This is a genomic window from Polaribacter sp. IC073 (assembly GCF_007997075.1).
GTDB lineage: Bacteria > Bacteroidota > Bacteroidia > Flavobacteriales > Flavobacteriaceae > Polaribacter.
On sequence record NZ_VORS01000008.1, the window covers coordinates 202,584 to 219,742 of the forward strand.

Sequence of the window (17,159 nt, forward strand, 5' to 3'; positions counted from 1 at the left end):
TCCATTACTGATCACCTAATATTGAATAAAAGATGCACGTAGATTTACCCGAGAAACGGTATTATAAAATTGGCGAAGTTGCCAAAGCTTTTAATGTAAATACATCTTTAGTCCGTTTTTGGGAAAAGGAATTTGACATTATCAAACCCAAAAAAAATGCCAAAGGAAATCGTCTTTTTACTGCGGATGATATTGTGAACTTCAAACTTATTTTTAACTTAGTAAAAGAAAGAGGGTTTACGTTAGAAGGCGCAAAGCAAAAACTAAAAAAGAATCCAGATTCTACTATTTACAATCACGAAATTATTAGCAGATTAGAAGCTGTAAAGGCAGAATTAGTTAAAATAAAGAATCAACTGTAACACATTTTACTTTTGTATGTCTAATCTATAGATAAAGCAAGCAACTACTTTATATTCTAAAGAATATTAGGTAAATTTGTTGCCATCAAAATAAATCAAACAAAAAATCAAAAAAATAGAAATTATGAAAAAATGGTTAATTCCTGTAATAGTTGTTCTTGTTGTTGTATTCGGTTTTTATAACTTCGGAAAAGGGTTTAATAACGAAGCTGTTGTTTTACAAGAAGATGCAAAAACGGCTTGGTCTAACGTAGAAAGTTCTTACCAACGTAGAAACGATTTAATTGGAAATTTGGTAAAAACGGTTCAAGGTGCAGCAGATTTTGAGAAAGAGACTTTAACAGAAGTAATTAAAGCAAGAGCAAGCGCAACATCAGTAAATATTAATGCCGGAGATTTAACACCAGATAAAATGGCACAGTTTCAAAAAGCGCAAGCTGGTATGACGGGCGCATTATCTAAGTTATTAGTATCGGTAGAGCGTTACCCAGAATTAAAAGCAAATGCTAACTTTCTAGAATTACAAAGTCAATTAGAAGGTACAGAAAATAGAATTAACATAACAAGAGATCGATATAATAAAGGTGTAAATAATTATAACAAGCATATAAAAATATTTCCAAACTCTGTGTTAGCAGGTTGGTTTAATTTTGATGATATGGCGAGATACCAATCAGATGCAGGTTCAGAAAATGCACCAGATGTAAACTTCGATTTTAAAAAGAAATAATACATGTCTAAAGTAGAAGCATTTCTTACTCCAGAAGAAGAAAAAGAGATTATTTCTGCAATTAGAACCGCAGAGACCAATACTTCTGGCGAAATACGAATTCATATAGAAGCCTCGTCAGAGAAAGAACATTATGAACGTGCGCTAGAAGTATTTCATTTGCTAAAAATGGACAATACCAAAGACGCAAACGGAGTCTTAATTTATGTTGCAGTAAAAGACCACAAGTTTGTTATTTGTGGTGATAAAGGTATAAATGATGTCATCGCAGAAAATTTTTGGGATACTACAAAAAACGTTATTCAAGATCACTTTAAAAAAGGAAATTTCAAACAAGGAATTGTAGACGGAATTTTAAAAGCTGGTTTAGAATTACAAAATCATTTTCCTTGGCAAACGGATGATGTAGATGAACTTTCTAATGAGATTTCTAAAGGATGATATATAAATTTATAGGTATTAAGTATTCAGTTTTTAGTAAAAAGTTAGTTTTGTTACTTACTTTATTGTTATCTCTTAGTCTTTTTTCTCAAGGATATCAGATTCCTGAAAAGCCAGAATTTCAGACAAGTGTTTACGATTTTACCCAACCAAAATTACTTACTGTAGCTCAAAAAACTAATTTAGAAACTAAATTAGTTCGTTATTCAGATTCAACATCAACACAAATTGTTGTGGCAATAATACCTTCTACTGAAGGTGAGGAGATTAAGTTTTTGGCAGCACAATGGGGAGAGAAATGGGGAATTGGTCAAGAAGGAAAAGACAATGGTGTTCTAATTTTATTAGCAAAAGATGATCGGAAGATAACCATTCAAGTTGGTAAAGGTGCAGAGCCTTTGTTAACAGATTTTCAATCTAAAAGAATCATAGAAAGAGTCATTATTCCTGAATTTAAAAAAGGAGATTTTTACGCAGGTATAGACAAAGGATCTGACTATATTTTTAGAACTTTAAACGGAGAGTTTAAAGGAGTTAGAAAAAAGGAATCTAAAGGATTTGATCCTGGAATGATCTTTTTTATTATCATTATTGTTATCTTTTTTATTTTTATTTCTAGAGGGAATAAAAACAACAAAGACGGTGGTAAAGGTTTTAGAACGGGCTCGCTGGCAGACACGCTATTTACCGCTATAATTTTAAGTAATGCAGGTAGAGGTGGCGGAAGCTTTGGTGGTTCTTCTGGAGGTGGCGGAAGCTTTGGCGGCGGTGGCGGCTTTGGTGGAGGTTTCGGTGGCGGAAGTTTTGGTGGAGGTGGGGCTTCTGGTGGTTGGTAAACAGCAGTAAAAAACGAATCCCTTTTAAAGACAATATTCTTGTGAAATACACTCAAATTATAATCGTAAAATTTTATTATTGATGAGAAAAATCGGAATTATTTTCAGTTTATTACTATTTATAAGTTGTCAGAATTTCGGGCAATTAAAACTAATTGCAGATTTACCTAAAGATTTAGAGGAAGTTTCTGGTACAGAAATAGTGCCGAAATCAGATTTAATATGGATGGTAAATGATGGAGGAAATAAATCAATTTTATACGGTTTAAATCACGAAGGAGAAATTATTAAAGAGATATACGTTAAAGCTAAAAACCATGATTGGGAAGATTTAACTTCAGACGAAAAAGGCAATATTTATATTGGCGATTTCGGAAACAATTACAGTAAAAGAAAAAATTTATCTATCGTTATTGTAGAACAAAATGAGTTGGATGAAAAAAATGCTGAAGTAGCTGAAATAGAGTTTGAGTATCCGAATCAAAATAAATTCCCGCCTAAAAAGAAAGACAGGTATTTCGATGCCGAGTCTTTTTTCTATTTTAATAGCTCACTTTATATTTTTAGTAAAAGTCGTGTAAAAGGAAATTACGGAAAAACAACATTGTATAAAATACCAGCTATAAAAGGAACGTACACTGCAGAAATTATAGGAGAATTCGAAAATTGTAAGGATGTTAAATGTTGGATAACATCTGCAGATATTTCTCCGAATGGAAAAAAAGTGGTGTTACTTTCTCAAAAAAATATATTAATTTTTACCGATTTTAAAGGTGATAAATTCCTCTCTGGAAAAGTAACGGAAATAGAATTAGCACACCGCTCTCAAAAAGAAAGTATCACTTTTAAAGATAACAATACCTTATTAATCACTGATGAAAAATCTGGTGGTACTGGTGGTAATTTGTATGAGTTAAAGATTAAATAAAATATAAGAAACTGTATTTATAAATAATCAATGCCCAACCTAAAGCTAGGAATAAGCCTCCTAGCGGTGTAATTGGGCCTAAAAACTTTAGTTTTCTGTTCTTCGCAGATGAAATTACCAAACCATAAATTGAAAACGAAAACAGTATTATTCCGATGATAAAGGAGTTAATAATGTAATTGTCAATTGTTATTTCACTGTTCAATTGATAACCTAAAACGAGTAAAACAAGGGCATGATACATTTGGTATTTTACACCTGTTTCAAAACTTTGTAGTTGCTCTGAGCTTAGTTTTTTCTTTAACAAATGTGCGCCAAAAGCACCTAAGAGTATTGCTAAAAAACCAAAAATAGCACCGAAGATAATTGCAGAATAGTTCATAGTTTTAAAAATCGAAACCTAAGTTAAATGTAATTCTTGCGCCTTCATTACCCTTAAAAACACCCAAACTTGTAGTTAGTATGTCTGCGGCATTTAAAAAGATTCCACCACCAAAAGCTGTATTTGGTTTTGCAGACTGCATGGGCAATACCGTTAATGTTGTTGGTGCCCCCCAAACTTTTCCATAATCAAAACCACTATAAATACCAATATTAATTGGTAAAATGGCAGTTCTTAAATTACTAATATTGTAGCGAAGATCTGTTGTGTGATAAAAAGAGTTTTTGCCTGTAAAACGCTCATTTCTGTAACCACGTAGACCTTCATTTCCTCCAATAGTTGCTGCTTGGTAGAATTCAAAATTATTACCAAACGTAAAATGGCCATCAATTTTAGAAGCCAAAACTAATTTCCCATTTGGAACCAACTTATGGGTTATCCCTAAAGAAGTTGTTGCATAAGAAAAATCACTCGATTCCTCTAGATTACGAGTATGTCCTATCAATGCATTAAACTCTATCCCTAAGGTAGGAAAAGCTGCATTGTCTGAATGTTGATAATAGTAACTTGCTTCTGAGTTGAAAAAGTTCTGAGCTTTAAAAATAGCATTTCCTGCGGCATATTGTGTTTCTAAAAACCTACCTGTAGTTCTCTCTATATCAAAACTTTGAAAATTTGCAGCAATGGTAAATTTAGCACCCAAATCACCTCGCCATTTCAAAAAAGTACCTGCTTGTATTTTTCTAATCTTAACTCTGTTGTAATTTTTACTAACCGTTTCATCGGCTTCTAGGTTAATAGAATTGTTACCATAGCCAAAGAAGTTCTTGGCGTAGTTAGGACTATTAAACTCTGCGTTAAGACCTAAATTAAAGCGTTTTATAATATTAGCAAACTCACCATTGTATTTTAGTTCATACCCATCTGTTGCGAAGAAATAATAGCCTTCGATAACGTGTTTTCTAGTAAAAGGATTTCTTTCAAAGCCATTCACTAAATACGTATTTTTAATTCCTATTTTAACGCCGTCATCTGGGTTGTAGCCAATTGCAGGAGAAATAAGGTCGCTGCTACTTCTTAATTTTTTATAATTATAAGTATTCGTTTGATAGTCATCCGTAATTTTCTTGTTAAAATTATTGGTTATAAAAGTGTTCTTCTTAGATTTATAATCGTAGACTTTTACAAATTTCGGTGCATTTATTTCATAGATATCATTATTTAAACCACCAATTAACTTTAACCTAATAGGTGTTTTTCCTGGCACTCCGTTTACTACAAACTTGTCATCATCATCTAAACCATAAATCCAGATATTCTTTGTAATGCCATGTTTGTAGCGTCTCTTATGCACAATTTCAGCTTTTTCTCCACCCTTAATTCTATATGCTGTAATTTCTGTATCTCCATTTACAAAACGATCAATTTCAAACCAGTCATCTTTATGAGTTCCTGTAATTACTTGAAACTTGTTTAGATGCTTAAAATATTTATCAGATATTTTTTGGAGGTTTTTTCTACGTCCTTTTAATTTTCTTTTGATATCATCTACTGCATCGCCTCTAACTTCTTTTGGGAATTTAGAAAAAGCACTTTCTATAATTTCATCTGTAATTTGGTTTTGAATAACCTGTACTTGCTTGTCCCAGTTTTCTTTGTTCGACTCTCTTATCAATCTCATGTCTAACGGATATGCGGACAAACTAAAATGTTCTGGATGTTTTATATCTTCTTCATAAGAACGCATCCCTTTTAAAGCAGGAATAATATTGGTAATTGTATTCATTAAAAAACCATCACTAAAAATAGAAAAAGCTTGATCTCTATCTCTAGGAACTGGTCTGTAAACAACCTTTTCACCTTCATTAAAGGTAGCCCATCTCCATTGATCTTGGTGTCTGTCCCAATCTCCAATTAACATATCAAACAAACGCGCTCTTATGTATGAAGATTCATCTAAAACGTATTTTTCATCTTTGGCTAAGTTTTCTCTTAGGTCATCTGTACTAATAATTTCATCAGAAAAGCCAAAATATTTTTTATCTCCATGACCATCTGCTGTTCTTGCTTCAATCATATATAGCTCGTCTCCAAAACCAGCATTAAACTCTTTTAAGCCTTTTTGTTTTGGTACGTAAAAAAGGATTGGTTTGGTATGATAAACATTTATTGCTTCTGCTAGTTTATCTACAGCAAAAGGTGCGTAAGGATGAGAACCTGTAAAAACGTCTAGTAATAAATCTTCTGTATAGGTTTTATCGAATTGCCCTTCTACATATTGATCTTTAAAAGCAACGGCTTGTAAGTACTGAACCGCATTTTTGCGTAAAGCTCGCATTACATATTCTTTACCATCTTTATCTTCTAAACGTAAAGATTTAGATTGATGACCGCCACCTTTTCTAACAGGTTTTAAACCACCATATAAAGTATCTAAATTTACAGACGGCGCTAAAATTTTCTGACCAAAATACTTGCGATATCTTTTTCCCCAAAGAAAACTATAAAACTCTCCTTTTTTAGTTTCTTCAGTTGTGTATATACCCGCTTTTTTTTCTGTAAGTTTTGCATCCGGAAAATTAGTATACTTTAGAATACTGTCTTTTTTGTAAACATTTGCTTCAAAAATTATTTTACGTTCTTTTGCAGTGTAAAAGTGAACTGTAGAAGCACCGTCGGCATAAACATCTAACCTTGCAAAGCCTTGTGTTCCATAAGAAAAAACACCTCCATTTACGTTCTTAGTGGCTGTAATTTTAGAGCCAGAACCACTAACAATCTGAGGTATGTTGTCTTCTACAATGTATTGTAAACTATGCTCATGACCAGAAACAAAAATTATTTTTTCATTTTGTTGTGCTAAACTTATAATGCGTTTTCTTAATTGATTGTATTTTTCGTTTTGCTGATCTGTATTAGTAACACCAGAAGTTTTTCTTAAAATATTTAAAGCAGACCCAAATATAGGTAAGGGTTTCATGTGACTTTTAAATGAATAATACCCACCATGAGGACCGTTTGTAAACATCGGGTGGTGCAAGGCTATTAACGTAGTCTTTCCTTGAGATTTTTTTAAAAGGCCTTCAAATTCTTCAAAGAATTTTTCTCTGGTTTTAATTTCACAATCATCATTAATTCCAGGATGATTGTTCCAGTTTGTAACAAACCAATGCGTATCTACAACAATTAAATTAATGTCATTATTAATTTCTACTTTTTCTAAAGGACAACCTTTTTCTGGTAAAAAAGTATTTTTACCAAGGGCTTTTTCAACTAATTTCTCTTGTCTTTTTAAACCATCTAAGCCACTATACCAATCATGATTTCCTGGTATAAATAAGGTTTTACCTGGAAATTTCTTGCCAATATCTGTCTGAACTTTTAATCTGTGTTTTGCTAATTCAAAATTTTTAGAATTTTCTTCCGGAATTCCTCTTTGATATACATTGTCTCCCAAGAACAATAATGTAGAATTTTTTTTTGCATATTTAATTTCTTGTTCTAAATAAGAGAGAGCCGAATCTTTTCCGTTTAAATCTGAGTTACCAGCGTCACCAATCAAGTAAAAAGAATGAATAACCTTAGAGGAATCTTTTCTAGGAGTGTATTTATGATCACCTGCAACCTGCATCTTTATGGTTGCACAGGCAGAAATTAAAATAAGTACTACGAGAATGTAAAGTGTTTGTTTCATCAAATTCATTTTACAAAAATAACTATTTTAAAATAGATTTTTTAAAGTCTTTTAGGTCTTTTTCTGTATCAATATCTATAAAGTTAGTTTGCTTATCTAAACAAACCACATCCTTATTTTCATTTAAAATAGTTTTTGCACCAAAATCGCCCGATATTTTCTTTAATTCTGAAAAATAGCTTTTCGGAAAAATTGCAGGAACACCTAGTTTTGTGCCATAATTAGAAGCTATTATTTTTGATTTATCTTTAGAGAATAATGCCAACATAGCATTTATATATTCTTTTTCGATTGCAGGTTGATCTCCCAGTAGAATAAGTACTGCATCATAATTTTGAAGTTCCCTTTCTATTTTAGTTACTCCAGTAACAATACTAGCACTTAAACCTTCTTTAAAATTAGAATTGTAAATAAAATGGACTTTAGAAGAGGATATTGCTCTTCTAACTTTATTTGCATTTGCGCCTAAAACACAATAAACATGATTTCTGTTGATCTCTTTTCCTTTTGATAAAACGGTTTCTAATAAAAAATTAGTTCCAATTTTAACCAATTGTTTAGGCGTCTTCATTCGAGAAGATTTACCAGCAGATAATACTAAAATAGCAACATTTATCATCTTCTAATTATGTATTTTTCCTTGTAACTTTCGCAAAGAGAACGCTTCTTTTTTTCGAGTTACGGCTAATATTTCGGCAATAATAGAAATGGCAATTTCTTCTGGTGTTTTTGCACCAATATGCAAACCAGCGGGCGTATATACAGTCTCTAAAAAATCTTCGGTAGTTTCTGGTGCAAACTCAAACAATGCATTAAAAAGTTTTTCTCGCCTATTTGGTGCGCCTAAAATGCCAATATATGTGGGTTTGTGTTTAGACAACTGCACTAAGTATTTTAAATCTTGCACGTAACTATGGTTCATTAAAACGATGGCAGTATCTTCTTCAATATTTAAAAATTGAATGGTTTCTGGCATTTCACCAAAAACAGCACTTGCTCCCGGAAAATCCGATTGTAATTTAGAGTCTTTTGCAGCAGTAATAACGTCTATTTGCCAGCCTAAATTAGCTGCTATTTTACAAAGTTTTACTGCGTCGTGTTCACCACCAATAATTAATAATTTAAATAAAGGTTTTAAATTCTGAGTAAAAATGGTCTCAGTATCTAAAGTTTCTAAATTCAAGGAATTTGAGAGTGCAAACTGTTGTGTGTTTTTAAATGAAATAATAGAACCATAATTCCCTATAGCTTCATTTTGTTTCTTAAAATAAGAATCGATTTTTACAGTTTCTCTATTTTCTAAAGCGAATAAAAAAGCTTGTAAAAATGTGTAAGAAATAAAAAAAGGTTCAATTAAGATATATAAAATGCCTTCGCAACCTAATCGATACCTACCATCATAAGTAATAATTTTAGCCTTTTTGTCAACGAAAACAGCTTGCGCGCGTCTTATAATTTCTTTTTCTACACAACCACCACTTACAGCACCTGTGTAAGAATTATCACTAGAAATTAACATTCTTACTCCGGGTTTTCTATAAGAAGAACCATTTAAATCGACCACTGTAACCAAAACATTTTTAAGCCCTTTTTTTTGGTTGATAATAGCTTGTTGAATAATTTCTTTAAGTTCGTGTAACATTTAAAAATAAAGTTCAGTTTTTATTAATCTGACTAAGGTAAAACTTTATCAGGAATTTGTTTAGAGTATTCAGAATATTCAGATAAAATAAACTTTAATTTTGGGTTAATATATTTCTTACAAAAAGGTTTGCTGGGATTCGATTGATAATAATTTTGAAATGCAGCTGTTGAAGGCTTAAATCCTTTGAATTCTATTACTTTAGTGATAATTTTTTCCTTGAATTTTCCTTGTAACTTTGCTATTATTTGTAAACTTTTTTCTTTTTGTTGATGTGAAAAATAATATATCGCAGAACGATATTTTGTTCTCATAGAATGATTACTCGTGCTTTTATGCGTTAATAAGTGAATTTCAATAAGTGTTTTTAAATCGATTTTTTCGATATTAAAGTGAACAATAACCGCTTCAGAAAAAGCAGTGTTTTTTTCTGTGGATGAAATCCAACCTTGTTTCACATTTTCTACGCCAATTAAAGTTTGAAAAACCGCTTCTGTGCACCAATGGCAGCCACCACCAAGAGCAATTTTGGTTAATTCCATGCCAATTTTTTTCTTTCTGTCCAATAAAGTTCAGGAGAAACTTTTAAAGAATTTAGCAGTTCAATTTCATCAGTTGACAACGTAAAAGAATTCATTTTTAAATTTTCTTTCAGTTGTTCCTCAGTACTTGCTCCGCTTAAAACAATACTGTTCGGAATTGTCTGTGCACAATATTTTAATGAAATTGCATCTACGCCAACGCAGTGTTTTTTTGATAAACGGTCTAAAATTGCATACACTTCGCTGTAGTGAGCATAGTTTTCATTCTTAAAAACTCTTCCATTTGCCAAAGCTTCTTTGATGACAATTGATTTATTTTGAGAAATTAATTCCGATGAAATTTCTAATAAACTTTGGTCTAAAAAATTATAAGTCACCTGAAATGCATCAAAAACAGATTCTCCATCAACCAAAATATGTAAAGCTTTTTTAATTACTTCAACTTGGTTTGTTCCGGTTGTGGTCAATCCTATTTTTAGATTGTGTTCCTTCTTTAAAAAGGCCAATTGTTCTAAAACTTCCGCGTTTTCTAAAACCCCGGTTTCTAAAGTTGCAGAATGAATTTGAAACACTTTTAAATAGGGTAGCAGCTGTTTAGAATAATTCCATTGCTCTTTTAATTTAGACAAACTATGTTCTTTTACTTCGTGAACCGATGCGTTCAGATCAAAATTTGCGGTATATGTATATCCCCATTTTGTAGCAATTTCAATAGAATTGTCACTTTTAGTTTGTACCCATTCTAAGACTAATGCTTCTGCCAAACCATAACCAGGAGCTGTATCAAAATAACGAACGCCTAAATTATAAGCTGCTTCTAAAACTGCAAAACTTTGTTTTCTAAATTCGGTTAAGTTTGAATTGTCACAAGTTTCTGTACGAACATTAATGTATTGTGGTCTGCCTAAAGCAGCGGTTCCTAATCCTAATTTCATTTTTGCATTATTTTAAGAGACCTCACAGGTTTTTAAATCCTGTGAGGTCTTAATTGTATATAGTTTTAAGAGCTGCAACTTAACATGGAGCAACCCACTTTATTTCGTGCCCATTCTGGTCTTTTTGCAAACCATTTTTTGTTTTTTGGTTGTTCAGCATACGGTCTTTTTAAGAGTTGAAATAATTCATCAATTAAAGTGTAATTTCCTTTATCTGCTTCGTCAATTGCTAGTTGAGACATGTAATTTCTAAGCACATATTTAGGATTTATTAGATCCATTTTTTCCTTTCTTTCTTCGGATGAAGTGCGTTCTATTTGAAGTCTATCATCATATTTTTTAAACCACAAGTTCCAACTATTTAGAACTTCATCAGAAATGTTTTCAAAGTCGTAAAAAGCTTCTTTTATCAATTCTAAGCCAGCTTCTTTATCCGTGAAATTACTTAAATTTCTAAAGAAAATAGTCATGTCTGTTTCTACCAATTGTAAAGTATCTTCTAAATTTTGAATCAGTTCTAAATCCTCTTCATCCGAAGTACATAAACCTAATTTAGATTTCATCATCTGTAAAGATTTTACTTCAAAATCGAGTTTGTATTGCTCTAAAATGGCATTTAAAGGCTCCACTTCTTCAATTATTGGATATAAAGCATTCGCTAGTTGGTACAAATTCCACAAACCAATATTTGGCTGATTTCCGTATCGGTAACGTTTATGCTGACTGTCGGTTGTATTTGGCGTCCAACCAAAATCGAAGCCTTCTAACCATCCATATGGTCCGAAATCTATGGTTAAGCCTAAAATAGACATGTTATCTGTATTCATTACTCCGTGCACAAAACCAACACGTTGCCAATGAATAATCATTTCTAAAGTCTGTTCTGAAACCTCCTTAAAAAAGTGGATGTAATTTTCTTTAGAAGGCGCTCCTAAATGTGGGAAATGATGTTTGATGGTATAATCTACCAAATTCTTTAAATTTTCAAGATCCTTTCTTGCTGTAAAAATCTCGAAACTACCAAAACGCAAGAACGAAGGAGAAATTCTAGAAACAATAGCACCTTTTTCATAAGCAGGATTGCCGTCATATAAAACATCTCGCATTACAGCATCACCAGACAAACTTAAAGACAAAGCTCTAGTTGTAGGCACGCCTAAATGAAACATGGCTTCGCTGCATAAATATTCTCTTACAGATGAACGCAAAACTGCCAAACCATCTGCAGTTCTAGAATACGGCGTTTCACCAGCACCTTTTAATTGTACTTTCCAATTTTTATTTTGATGTTCAACTTCAAACAAATTAATCGCTCTTCCGTCACCTAATTGTCCTGCCCAATTGCCAAATTGATGCCCTGCATAACACATTGCATAGGGTTTTGTATTCGGATAAATTTCGTTTCCGGTAACAATATTTTTAAAGAATTCAGCTTGTGTTTCTGCAGATGAAATACCCAACTCAGTAGCCATTTCTTGTGAAACGTGTACCACTTCTGGCTTTGCAGTTTTCTTTGGATTTGCAAAAGAAAAAGCAGCATTTACAACTTGTCTTCTTGTGTTTTCTAAATTAGAATCGGCAGGCAATTCTGTAGTAAAAGTGTTTTTTATGTTTAAATTCAAATTTTTTTATTTCTTTGACAAGAAGATTGATTCACTTGTCTAGTTTAGCAAAGAACTTTCGTTCTTTATTTTAGTTTATCAGCATGTAATTGTCTCAATTTTGCCAACTTAGGTTCTATTACAAAAGTACAATACCCTTGTCCGTTATTGTTTTTATAAAAATCTTGATGCTCTTGCGTAGCTATATAAAAAGTAGGCAGTGCACTTAATTCGGTAACGACCTTATCATCATAATACGCTTGAATTTGCTTTAAAACTTCTGCTGCAATTTTTTGCTGATTTTCATTACCGTAGTAAATTACAGATCTGTATTGTGTTCCTCTATCTGCACCTTGCTGGTTTAATGTTGTTGGATTATGTGTGGTCATAAAAATGACTAATATGTCTTCATAAGAAATAATTTTTTCATCAAAATAAATTTGAATTACTTCTGCATGACCTGTTAAACCAGAACAAATTTCTCTATAAGTTGGTTCTCCAGGGACATTGCCACCAGCATAACCAGAAATTACTTTTTCTACGCCTTTTACTTCTTGGAATACAGCTTCTGTACACCAAAAACATCCACCTCCTAAAGTGGCAATTTGTAAATTGTTATGCATCTTAAGAATTTCCTTTCTCTAATTGCATAGATTCAGAATTCACACAATAACGCAGTCCACTTGGTTCTGGGCCATCAGGAAAAATATGTCCTAAATGTGCGTCACAAGTATTACACATTACTTCAACTCTAACCATACCAAAAGAAACGTCTTTGTGATATTTAATGGCGTTCTCTTTAATGGGTTGTGTAAAACTTGGCCATCCAGAACTCGAATCGAACTTTATTGTAGAATCGAATAAAGGGGTGTTGCAACAAGTACAATTGTATTGACCTTCATCATAAATACTACATAAAGTACCGGAGTTTGGACTTTCTGTGCCTTTTTGTCTTGTAATTCTAAACTGTTCTGGTGTTAAGAGGTTCTTCCATTCTCCTTCAGATTTTTCAACTCTTTTTTCTGGAGTTGGATTTCCTTTTGCTGTAAAACTGATAATTTCTTTCCAAGTAAGCATATTAATTTCTTGTCTTTTTTTAATTGTTAACGATCTTTTATTAGACGAAAAACGTACCTTCAACTTACAAAAAAATAAATTTTGCAATTGCCGAAAGCAATACCTAAATTTACGACAAAATTCATACAAAAAGAAGGCATTATTAATTGTTTATTTTTGTTTAAAATTATATTATGAATGCATTAATTATAGAAGTAGAAAAATTTATTTTTAGTTTTTTAAATGAAAATATACATCCAAATTTTGTGTATCATAACCTTGCCCATACGCAAAGGGTTGTAGCAAAATCTAAGGAAATAGCAGAAAACTTAGCGCTTGAGCCAACCGCATTAGAAGATTTAGTAATAGCAGCTTGGTTTCATGACACAGGTTATGTAGATGGTGCTAAGAATCATGAAGAAAAAAGTGCACAAATTGCTACAGCGTTTTTAACAGCTAAAAATGTTTCTGTAAAGAGAGTTGAAAGAGTTGTTGCTATAATTTTAGCTACTGAAGTAAATTATGTGCCAAAAAATAATCTAGAAGAAATTATAAGAGATGCAGATTGTGCGCATTTAGCTTCTAAGAGTTTTTTAGATTTAACGTCTTTATTAAGAAAAGAATGGGAGTTGTCTTCGGAAAAAATATACACGCAATCTGAATGGATTGAACTAAATTTATCTTTCTTAACTCAGAAACATAAATATTATACAGATTTTGCTTTAAGAAACTGGACTAAGGGTAAGGAAAAGAATTTAGCAAAACTTTTAAAAAATCAAAAAAAACTTAGAAGTGAGAATAAGAAATTTAACCAGAAAGAAGTTGCTTTAGATTTAAAGAAGATTAAAAGTGAAGTGCCCGAACGTGGTGTAGAAACAATGTTTAGAGTTGCGCTTAGAAATCACATGACCTTAAGTAATATTGCAGATACAAAAGCCAATATTTTACTTTCTGTAAATGCTATTATAGTTTCTTTAGCCCTGTCTAATTTATTACCAAAATTAGACAATCCTTCTAACTCACACTTATTAATACCAACTATTATTTTTGTTGCTTTTACAGTTGCATCTATTGTTTTGTCTATTTTAGCAACGAGACCTAATGTTACAGAAGGTAAGTTTACTAAAGAAGATGTTGCTAATAAAAAAGTAAATTTATTGTTCTTCGGGAATTTTCATCAAATGAAATTAGATGATTTTGAGTGGGGAATTTCAGAAATGATGGTCGATAGAGATTATTTATACAGCTCTTTAACGAAAGATTTGTACTTCTTAGGGTTGGTTTTAAATAGAAAATACAAAATTTTAAGAATTACCTATACCGTTTTTATGATTGGTATTATTGTAAGTGTTTTAGCTTTTGCAATCTCTTTTAAATACAAAGAGTCTTTTGTTTAAAAGTACATAAATAGGAGTGTTATTTCTAATCTTAATATTATAAAATAGAGATTAGAAGTATCAAATTTTTATAGAATAGAAATGGGTTTTAGCTCGTACAAAAGACTTAATAAAACAGAGAGAAATAGCTTCTAAGCTTCAATTTGTTTTATTAAGTCTTTTAACGTGATACTTTTTTTCTCATCAAAATTTTTCTGATAAATAACCGCTACTCTTAGTGCCTTTAAGCCAGAAACACCTTGTAAATCCTCTAGCTCTAAAAACTCAATAGTACCTAATTGTTTTTTAGATTGTAAGAAGTTTATATATTTTACATACTCTAATGCATCTTTGTCTTGAGAATAAATAATGGCAATTTTACCAGGTTGTGTAATTCTTTCTTTTGTGTTTTTTATGTGTGCTTTATCTATTCTTTTTTTAATAATTTCATACCGAATATTATAAGCACCATCTACATCAAACTGCTTTTCGTCCATTCTAAATTTAATAGCCATTGGGTTGCTATGAACTAAAACTAAAGAAGCAACTCTTAAGTTATTTGGCATTGTGTCTGTTAAAGAATAAGCAATGTTCTCCATTTCACACATGGTTTGTAATTGCCACAAACGCAAGTTATACAGATAAATAACGTCAAAAGAATTCTTTTTTGTAATAGATTCTCCTATGTACATGTTAAATTCAACTCCGTCTGTTTTATAGCGTTCAAAATAATGCGGATACATTTTTTGGGCGTCTTTTTGTTTTTTATCGATGTATTTAGATAATTTTTCATTGATTAGATTTACACTTTTTTCGTAATCTTTTCTTTTCTCATATACTACGTTTAAATCTTTGTCTAAACGATTCATATATATGTCTACCTTTTTAGAGAGGGCTGTATTAATTTCTTTAATATGATTAAAAACAGGATAAATTTCTCGCTGTAAAAAGTCTAGAATGTTAATTTCATCACCCGCATTTAAATCTTCTTTAACATCTTTTAAAAATGTAGAAACACGATACATTAACTCGCTGTAGATCGGTAGTTTTTCTGTTTTACAAGCATCTTTTAAAACGGAAATAGCCAAAGATAATTGTGTTATTAAATCTTCTTTGATGGCTGTATTTCTAGCTTCCGAAGAACCCTTTATATCACTTTGCCCAAATAAAGGATACACATCTTTAAATACAATTTCGTCTAATTTGGCATTTTCATTCGTTTGAGATTCTGTGTGATACCTTTCTGCTGCTTCGTAAAAACGCCATTTTACAGAATTATGAATAGAGGTATAGTTTTCTTGAATAGTGGCTTCTAATACATTTTGTCTTTCTTCTGATGTTCTTTTAACAGCAGCTTCAAAAACAGGAATGATGTCTTTTAATTTATTAATGTTAACAGAGTTTAAATCATAAGCATTCGGAGATGCTATTTCTAACAGTGCTAAATCTCCATTTTTTGAAGCCTTAATTGGTATTAGAATAATACTTTGAATTCCGCCATCATATAGGTTATGGTAAAAAAGATTCTTATCTGTTTTTTTACCATATTCTTCTAAGTCTGAAATAACAAAAGTCTGGTGGTCTTTAAAAACTTTTTGAATAATATCATCGCAAAAATAATTCGAAGAACAATTAATTTCCTCTTTATTATTTAATATGATGCTATTCGATTTATTAACAATAGTTTCACAAAGTTTTTCATTTAGGTTATCGAAAATAGAGTAGCCTAATTTTAAATTTTTAATTGCATAAAAATCTCTTAAATTATTTTGAAGTTTAAAAATTACATTATCATCACTCTCTAATAAATTTGCTTTTATAGAGGATAACATTTCTTCTGAAGTAACATCAAATAAATTAATGATACCAAATCCTTTAAAAATATAACTGTTTGGTGGGAATTTCTTTTTCCATAGGTCTATATTATCGAAACTATTTAATAATTCTCTAAAGCATTCTTTGGTAACAGTAGGGGCATTTTCTGTGGGAATAATTTCAGAGAAATCGCCATTAAAAGCAGCTCTGTAATACTTCATAGTACCCGTAGTTTTGTCTGGAATATCGAAGTAAAAGGGTCTTTTTACATCAATATTATAGCCGTAAACAAAGCTTAATATAAAAGTACATGCCAAAATATATGTACTTTCATCTTCAAAATTTCTTACTGTAAATTCATAATCATCACCAGCATTGTCTAAAATATTTTGAAAACGATCTGTAAATTTAAAAGATGTAAAAGAAAAAGGAACACTCGCTGCTTTTATTTCGTTTAACAGCAAAGGTTCTGGAAACAAAGGAGCTAAAAGTAAATTGATTTCTTCCTTATATTTTTCTAGTAATGAATAATCTGAAAAACCATCATTTAGTGCTGGGTTTTTATCAAACATCTTTACCATTTCTATAGAAGAACTATGAAGCGGGTGTGTTTTGTAGGCTACATCTGTATACTTTTCAAAAAGATTAAAGATCTTTTTGAAAGAAATATTTAGTTGTAGTGGTAACTCAACTTTATTTACTAAACTCGATTCTAAAATTTTCATCTTTTAAAAATATTTGACAAATTTACAAAATTGTAAATTAATAGTCGTTTTAAAGAATAGTTACTTTCATTTTTACACTTAAAAAGCATAAAAA

At 31.3% G+C, this 17,159-nt stretch carries 16 protein-coding genes; 6 read left to right on the top strand and 10 right to left on the bottom strand.

The genetic code is table 11. The features are described from left to right. Window positions 1-32 precede the first annotated feature (32 nt). From ES045_RS13015 to ES045_RS13035, 5 genes are all read left to right on the top strand, one after another. Complete coding sequence (locus tag ES045_RS13015; RefSeq protein WP_147116726.1) at window positions 33-362, top strand: MerR family transcriptional regulator; 330 nt, start codon at window positions 33-35, stop codon at window positions 360-362. Window positions 363-486: 124 nt separating this feature from the next. Next, entirely contained in the window at window positions 487-1,092 is a 606-nt protein-coding gene (locus tag ES045_RS13020; protein ID WP_147116727.1) for a LemA family protein, read from the top strand. A gap of 3 nt (window positions 1,093-1,095) precedes the next feature. After that, window positions 1,096-1,533: a TPM domain-containing protein gene (locus ES045_RS13025; RefSeq protein ID WP_147116728.1), complete on the top strand. Its 438-nt coding sequence runs from the start codon at window positions 1,096-1,098 to the stop codon at window positions 1,531-1,533. Then, complete coding sequence (locus tag ES045_RS13030; RefSeq protein WP_147116729.1) at window positions 1,530-2,369, top strand: TPM domain-containing protein; 840 nt, start codon at window positions 1,530-1,532, stop codon at window positions 2,367-2,369. Before ES045_RS13025 ends, ES045_RS13030 begins: the two co-directional genes overlap by 4 nt. Before the next feature lie 82 nt (window positions 2,370-2,451). Further along, window positions 2,452-3,297, top strand: a complete 846-nt coding sequence (locus tag ES045_RS13035) for a hypothetical protein (protein WP_189663105.1) — start codon at window positions 2,452-2,454, stop codon at window positions 3,295-3,297. Here the strand turns inward: ES045_RS13035 and ES045_RS13040 are convergent. The 9 genes from ES045_RS13040 to msrB form a co-directional block, all read right to left on the bottom strand. After that, a complete protein-coding gene (locus ES045_RS13040) occupies window positions 3,290-3,679 on the bottom strand; it encodes a DUF423 domain-containing protein (RefSeq protein ID WP_147116731.1) in 390 nt (129 codons plus the stop codon). The genes ES045_RS13035 and ES045_RS13040 overlap by 8 nt on opposite strands. Before the next feature lie 4 nt (window positions 3,680-3,683). Further along, window positions 3,684-7,373 carry a metallophosphoesterase gene (locus ES045_RS13045; protein WP_147116732.1) on the bottom strand — a complete coding sequence of 1,230 codons (3,690 nt, stop codon included), beginning with the start codon at window positions 7,371-7,373 and terminating at the stop codon, window positions 3,684-3,686. A gap of 22 nt (window positions 7,374-7,395) precedes the next feature. Continuing rightward, window positions 7,396-7,992: a nucleotidyltransferase family protein gene (locus ES045_RS13050; RefSeq protein WP_147116733.1), complete on the bottom strand. Its 597-nt coding sequence runs from the start codon at window positions 7,990-7,992 to the stop codon at window positions 7,396-7,398. A 3-nt stretch (window positions 7,993-7,995) separates the two neighbouring features. Beyond that, on the bottom strand, window positions 7,996-9,015 hold the full coding sequence (locus tag ES045_RS13055; protein ID WP_147116734.1) for an XdhC family protein: 1,020 nt from the start codon (window positions 9,013-9,015) through the stop codon (window positions 7,996-7,998). A gap of 32 nt (window positions 9,016-9,047) precedes the next feature. After that, window positions 9,048-9,557 carry a peptide-methionine (S)-S-oxide reductase gene (locus ES045_RS13060; protein WP_147116735.1) on the bottom strand — a complete coding sequence of 170 codons (510 nt, stop codon included), beginning with the start codon at window positions 9,555-9,557 and terminating at the stop codon, window positions 9,048-9,050. Next, complete coding sequence (locus ES045_RS13065; RefSeq protein ID WP_147116736.1) at window positions 9,548-10,492, bottom strand: aldo/keto reductase; 945 nt, start codon at window positions 10,490-10,492, stop codon at window positions 9,548-9,550. The genes ES045_RS13060 and ES045_RS13065 overlap by 10 nt, the downstream gene beginning before the upstream one ends. Window positions 10,493-10,557: 65 nt before the next feature. Next, window positions 10,558-12,114, bottom strand: a complete 1,557-nt coding sequence (locus ES045_RS13070; protein ID WP_147116737.1) for a protein adenylyltransferase SelO — start codon at window positions 12,112-12,114, stop codon at window positions 10,558-10,560. A gap of 65 nt (window positions 12,115-12,179) precedes the next feature. Further along, the gene (msrA, locus tag ES045_RS13075; RefSeq protein ID WP_147116738.1) at window positions 12,180-12,716 is read right to left on the bottom strand and encodes a peptide-methionine (S)-S-oxide reductase MsrA; all 537 of its coding nucleotides are present in this window, start codon (window positions 12,714-12,716) and stop codon (window positions 12,180-12,182) included. A gap of 1 nt (window position 12,717) precedes the next feature. Next, window positions 12,718-13,170, bottom strand: coding sequence for a peptide-methionine (R)-S-oxide reductase MsrB (gene msrB / locus ES045_RS13080; protein ID WP_147116739.1), 453 nt, complete (start codon window positions 13,168-13,170; stop codon window positions 12,718-12,720). A 173-nt stretch (window positions 13,171-13,343) separates the two neighbouring features. Here msrB and ES045_RS13085 point away from each other — a divergent pair, with 173 nt between their 5' ends. Beyond that, window positions 13,344-14,546, top strand: coding sequence for a Pycsar system effector family protein (locus tag ES045_RS13085; RefSeq protein WP_147116740.1), 1,203 nt, complete (start codon window positions 13,344-13,346; stop codon window positions 14,544-14,546). A 131-nt stretch (window positions 14,547-14,677) separates the two neighbouring features. Here ES045_RS13085 and ES045_RS13090 read toward each other — a convergent pair whose 3' ends face one another. Continuing rightward, window positions 14,678-17,065: a GAF domain-containing protein gene (locus tag ES045_RS13090; protein ID WP_147116741.1), complete on the bottom strand. Its 2,388-nt coding sequence runs from the start codon at window positions 17,063-17,065 to the stop codon at window positions 14,678-14,680. Between the last annotated feature and the right edge of the window lie 94 nt (window positions 17,066-17,159).

What these genes read in the sequence shown, in the direction of transcription:
- msrB (WP_147116739.1), bottom strand. Translation starts at nt 13,170, where the DNA reads ATGCTTACTTGGAAAGAAATTATCAGTTTTACAGCAAAAGGAAATCCA.
- ES045_RS13060 (WP_147116735.1), bottom strand. Translation starts at nt 9,557, where the DNA reads ATGGAATTAACCAAAATTGCTCTTGGTGGTGGCTGCCATTGGTGCACA.
- ES045_RS13055 (WP_147116734.1), bottom strand. Translation starts at nt 9,015, where the DNA reads ATGTTACACGAACTTAAAGAAATTATTCAACAAGCTATTATCAACCAA.
- ES045_RS13065 (WP_147116736.1), bottom strand. Translation starts at nt 10,492, where the DNA reads ATGAAATTAGGATTAGGAACCGCTGCTTTAGGCAGACCACAATACATT.
- ES045_RS13030 (WP_147116729.1), top strand. Translation starts at nt 1,530, where the DNA reads ATGATATATAAATTTATAGGTATTAAGTATTCAGTTTTTAGTAAAAAG.
- ES045_RS13015 (WP_147116726.1), top strand. Translation starts at nt 33, where the DNA reads ATGCACGTAGATTTACCCGAGAAACGGTATTATAAAATTGGCGAAGTT.
- ES045_RS13045 (WP_147116732.1), bottom strand. Translation starts at nt 7,373, where the DNA reads ATGAAACAAACACTTTACATTCTCGTAGTACTTATTTTAATTTCTGCC.
- ES045_RS13090 (WP_147116741.1), bottom strand. Translation starts at nt 17,065, where the DNA reads ATGAAAATTTTAGAATCGAGTTTAGTAAATAAAGTTGAGTTACCACTA.
- ES045_RS13020 (WP_147116727.1), top strand. Translation starts at nt 487, where the DNA reads ATGAAAAAATGGTTAATTCCTGTAATAGTTGTTCTTGTTGTTGTATTC.
- msrA (WP_147116738.1), bottom strand. Translation starts at nt 12,716, where the DNA reads ATGCATAACAATTTACAAATTGCCACTTTAGGAGGTGGATGTTTTTGG.
- ES045_RS13040 (WP_147116731.1), bottom strand. Translation starts at nt 3,679, where the DNA reads ATGAACTATTCTGCAATTATCTTCGGTGCTATTTTTGGTTTTTTAGCA.
- ES045_RS13050 (WP_147116733.1), bottom strand. Translation starts at nt 7,992, where the DNA reads ATGATAAATGTTGCTATTTTAGTATTATCTGCTGGTAAATCTTCTCGA.
- ES045_RS13025 (WP_147116728.1), top strand. Translation starts at nt 1,096, where the DNA reads ATGTCTAAAGTAGAAGCATTTCTTACTCCAGAAGAAGAAAAAGAGATT.
- ES045_RS13085 (WP_147116740.1), top strand. Translation starts at nt 13,344, where the DNA reads ATGAATGCATTAATTATAGAAGTAGAAAAATTTATTTTTAGTTTTTTA.
- ES045_RS13035 (WP_189663105.1), top strand. Translation starts at nt 2,452, where the DNA reads ATGAGAAAAATCGGAATTATTTTCAGTTTATTACTATTTATAAGTTGT.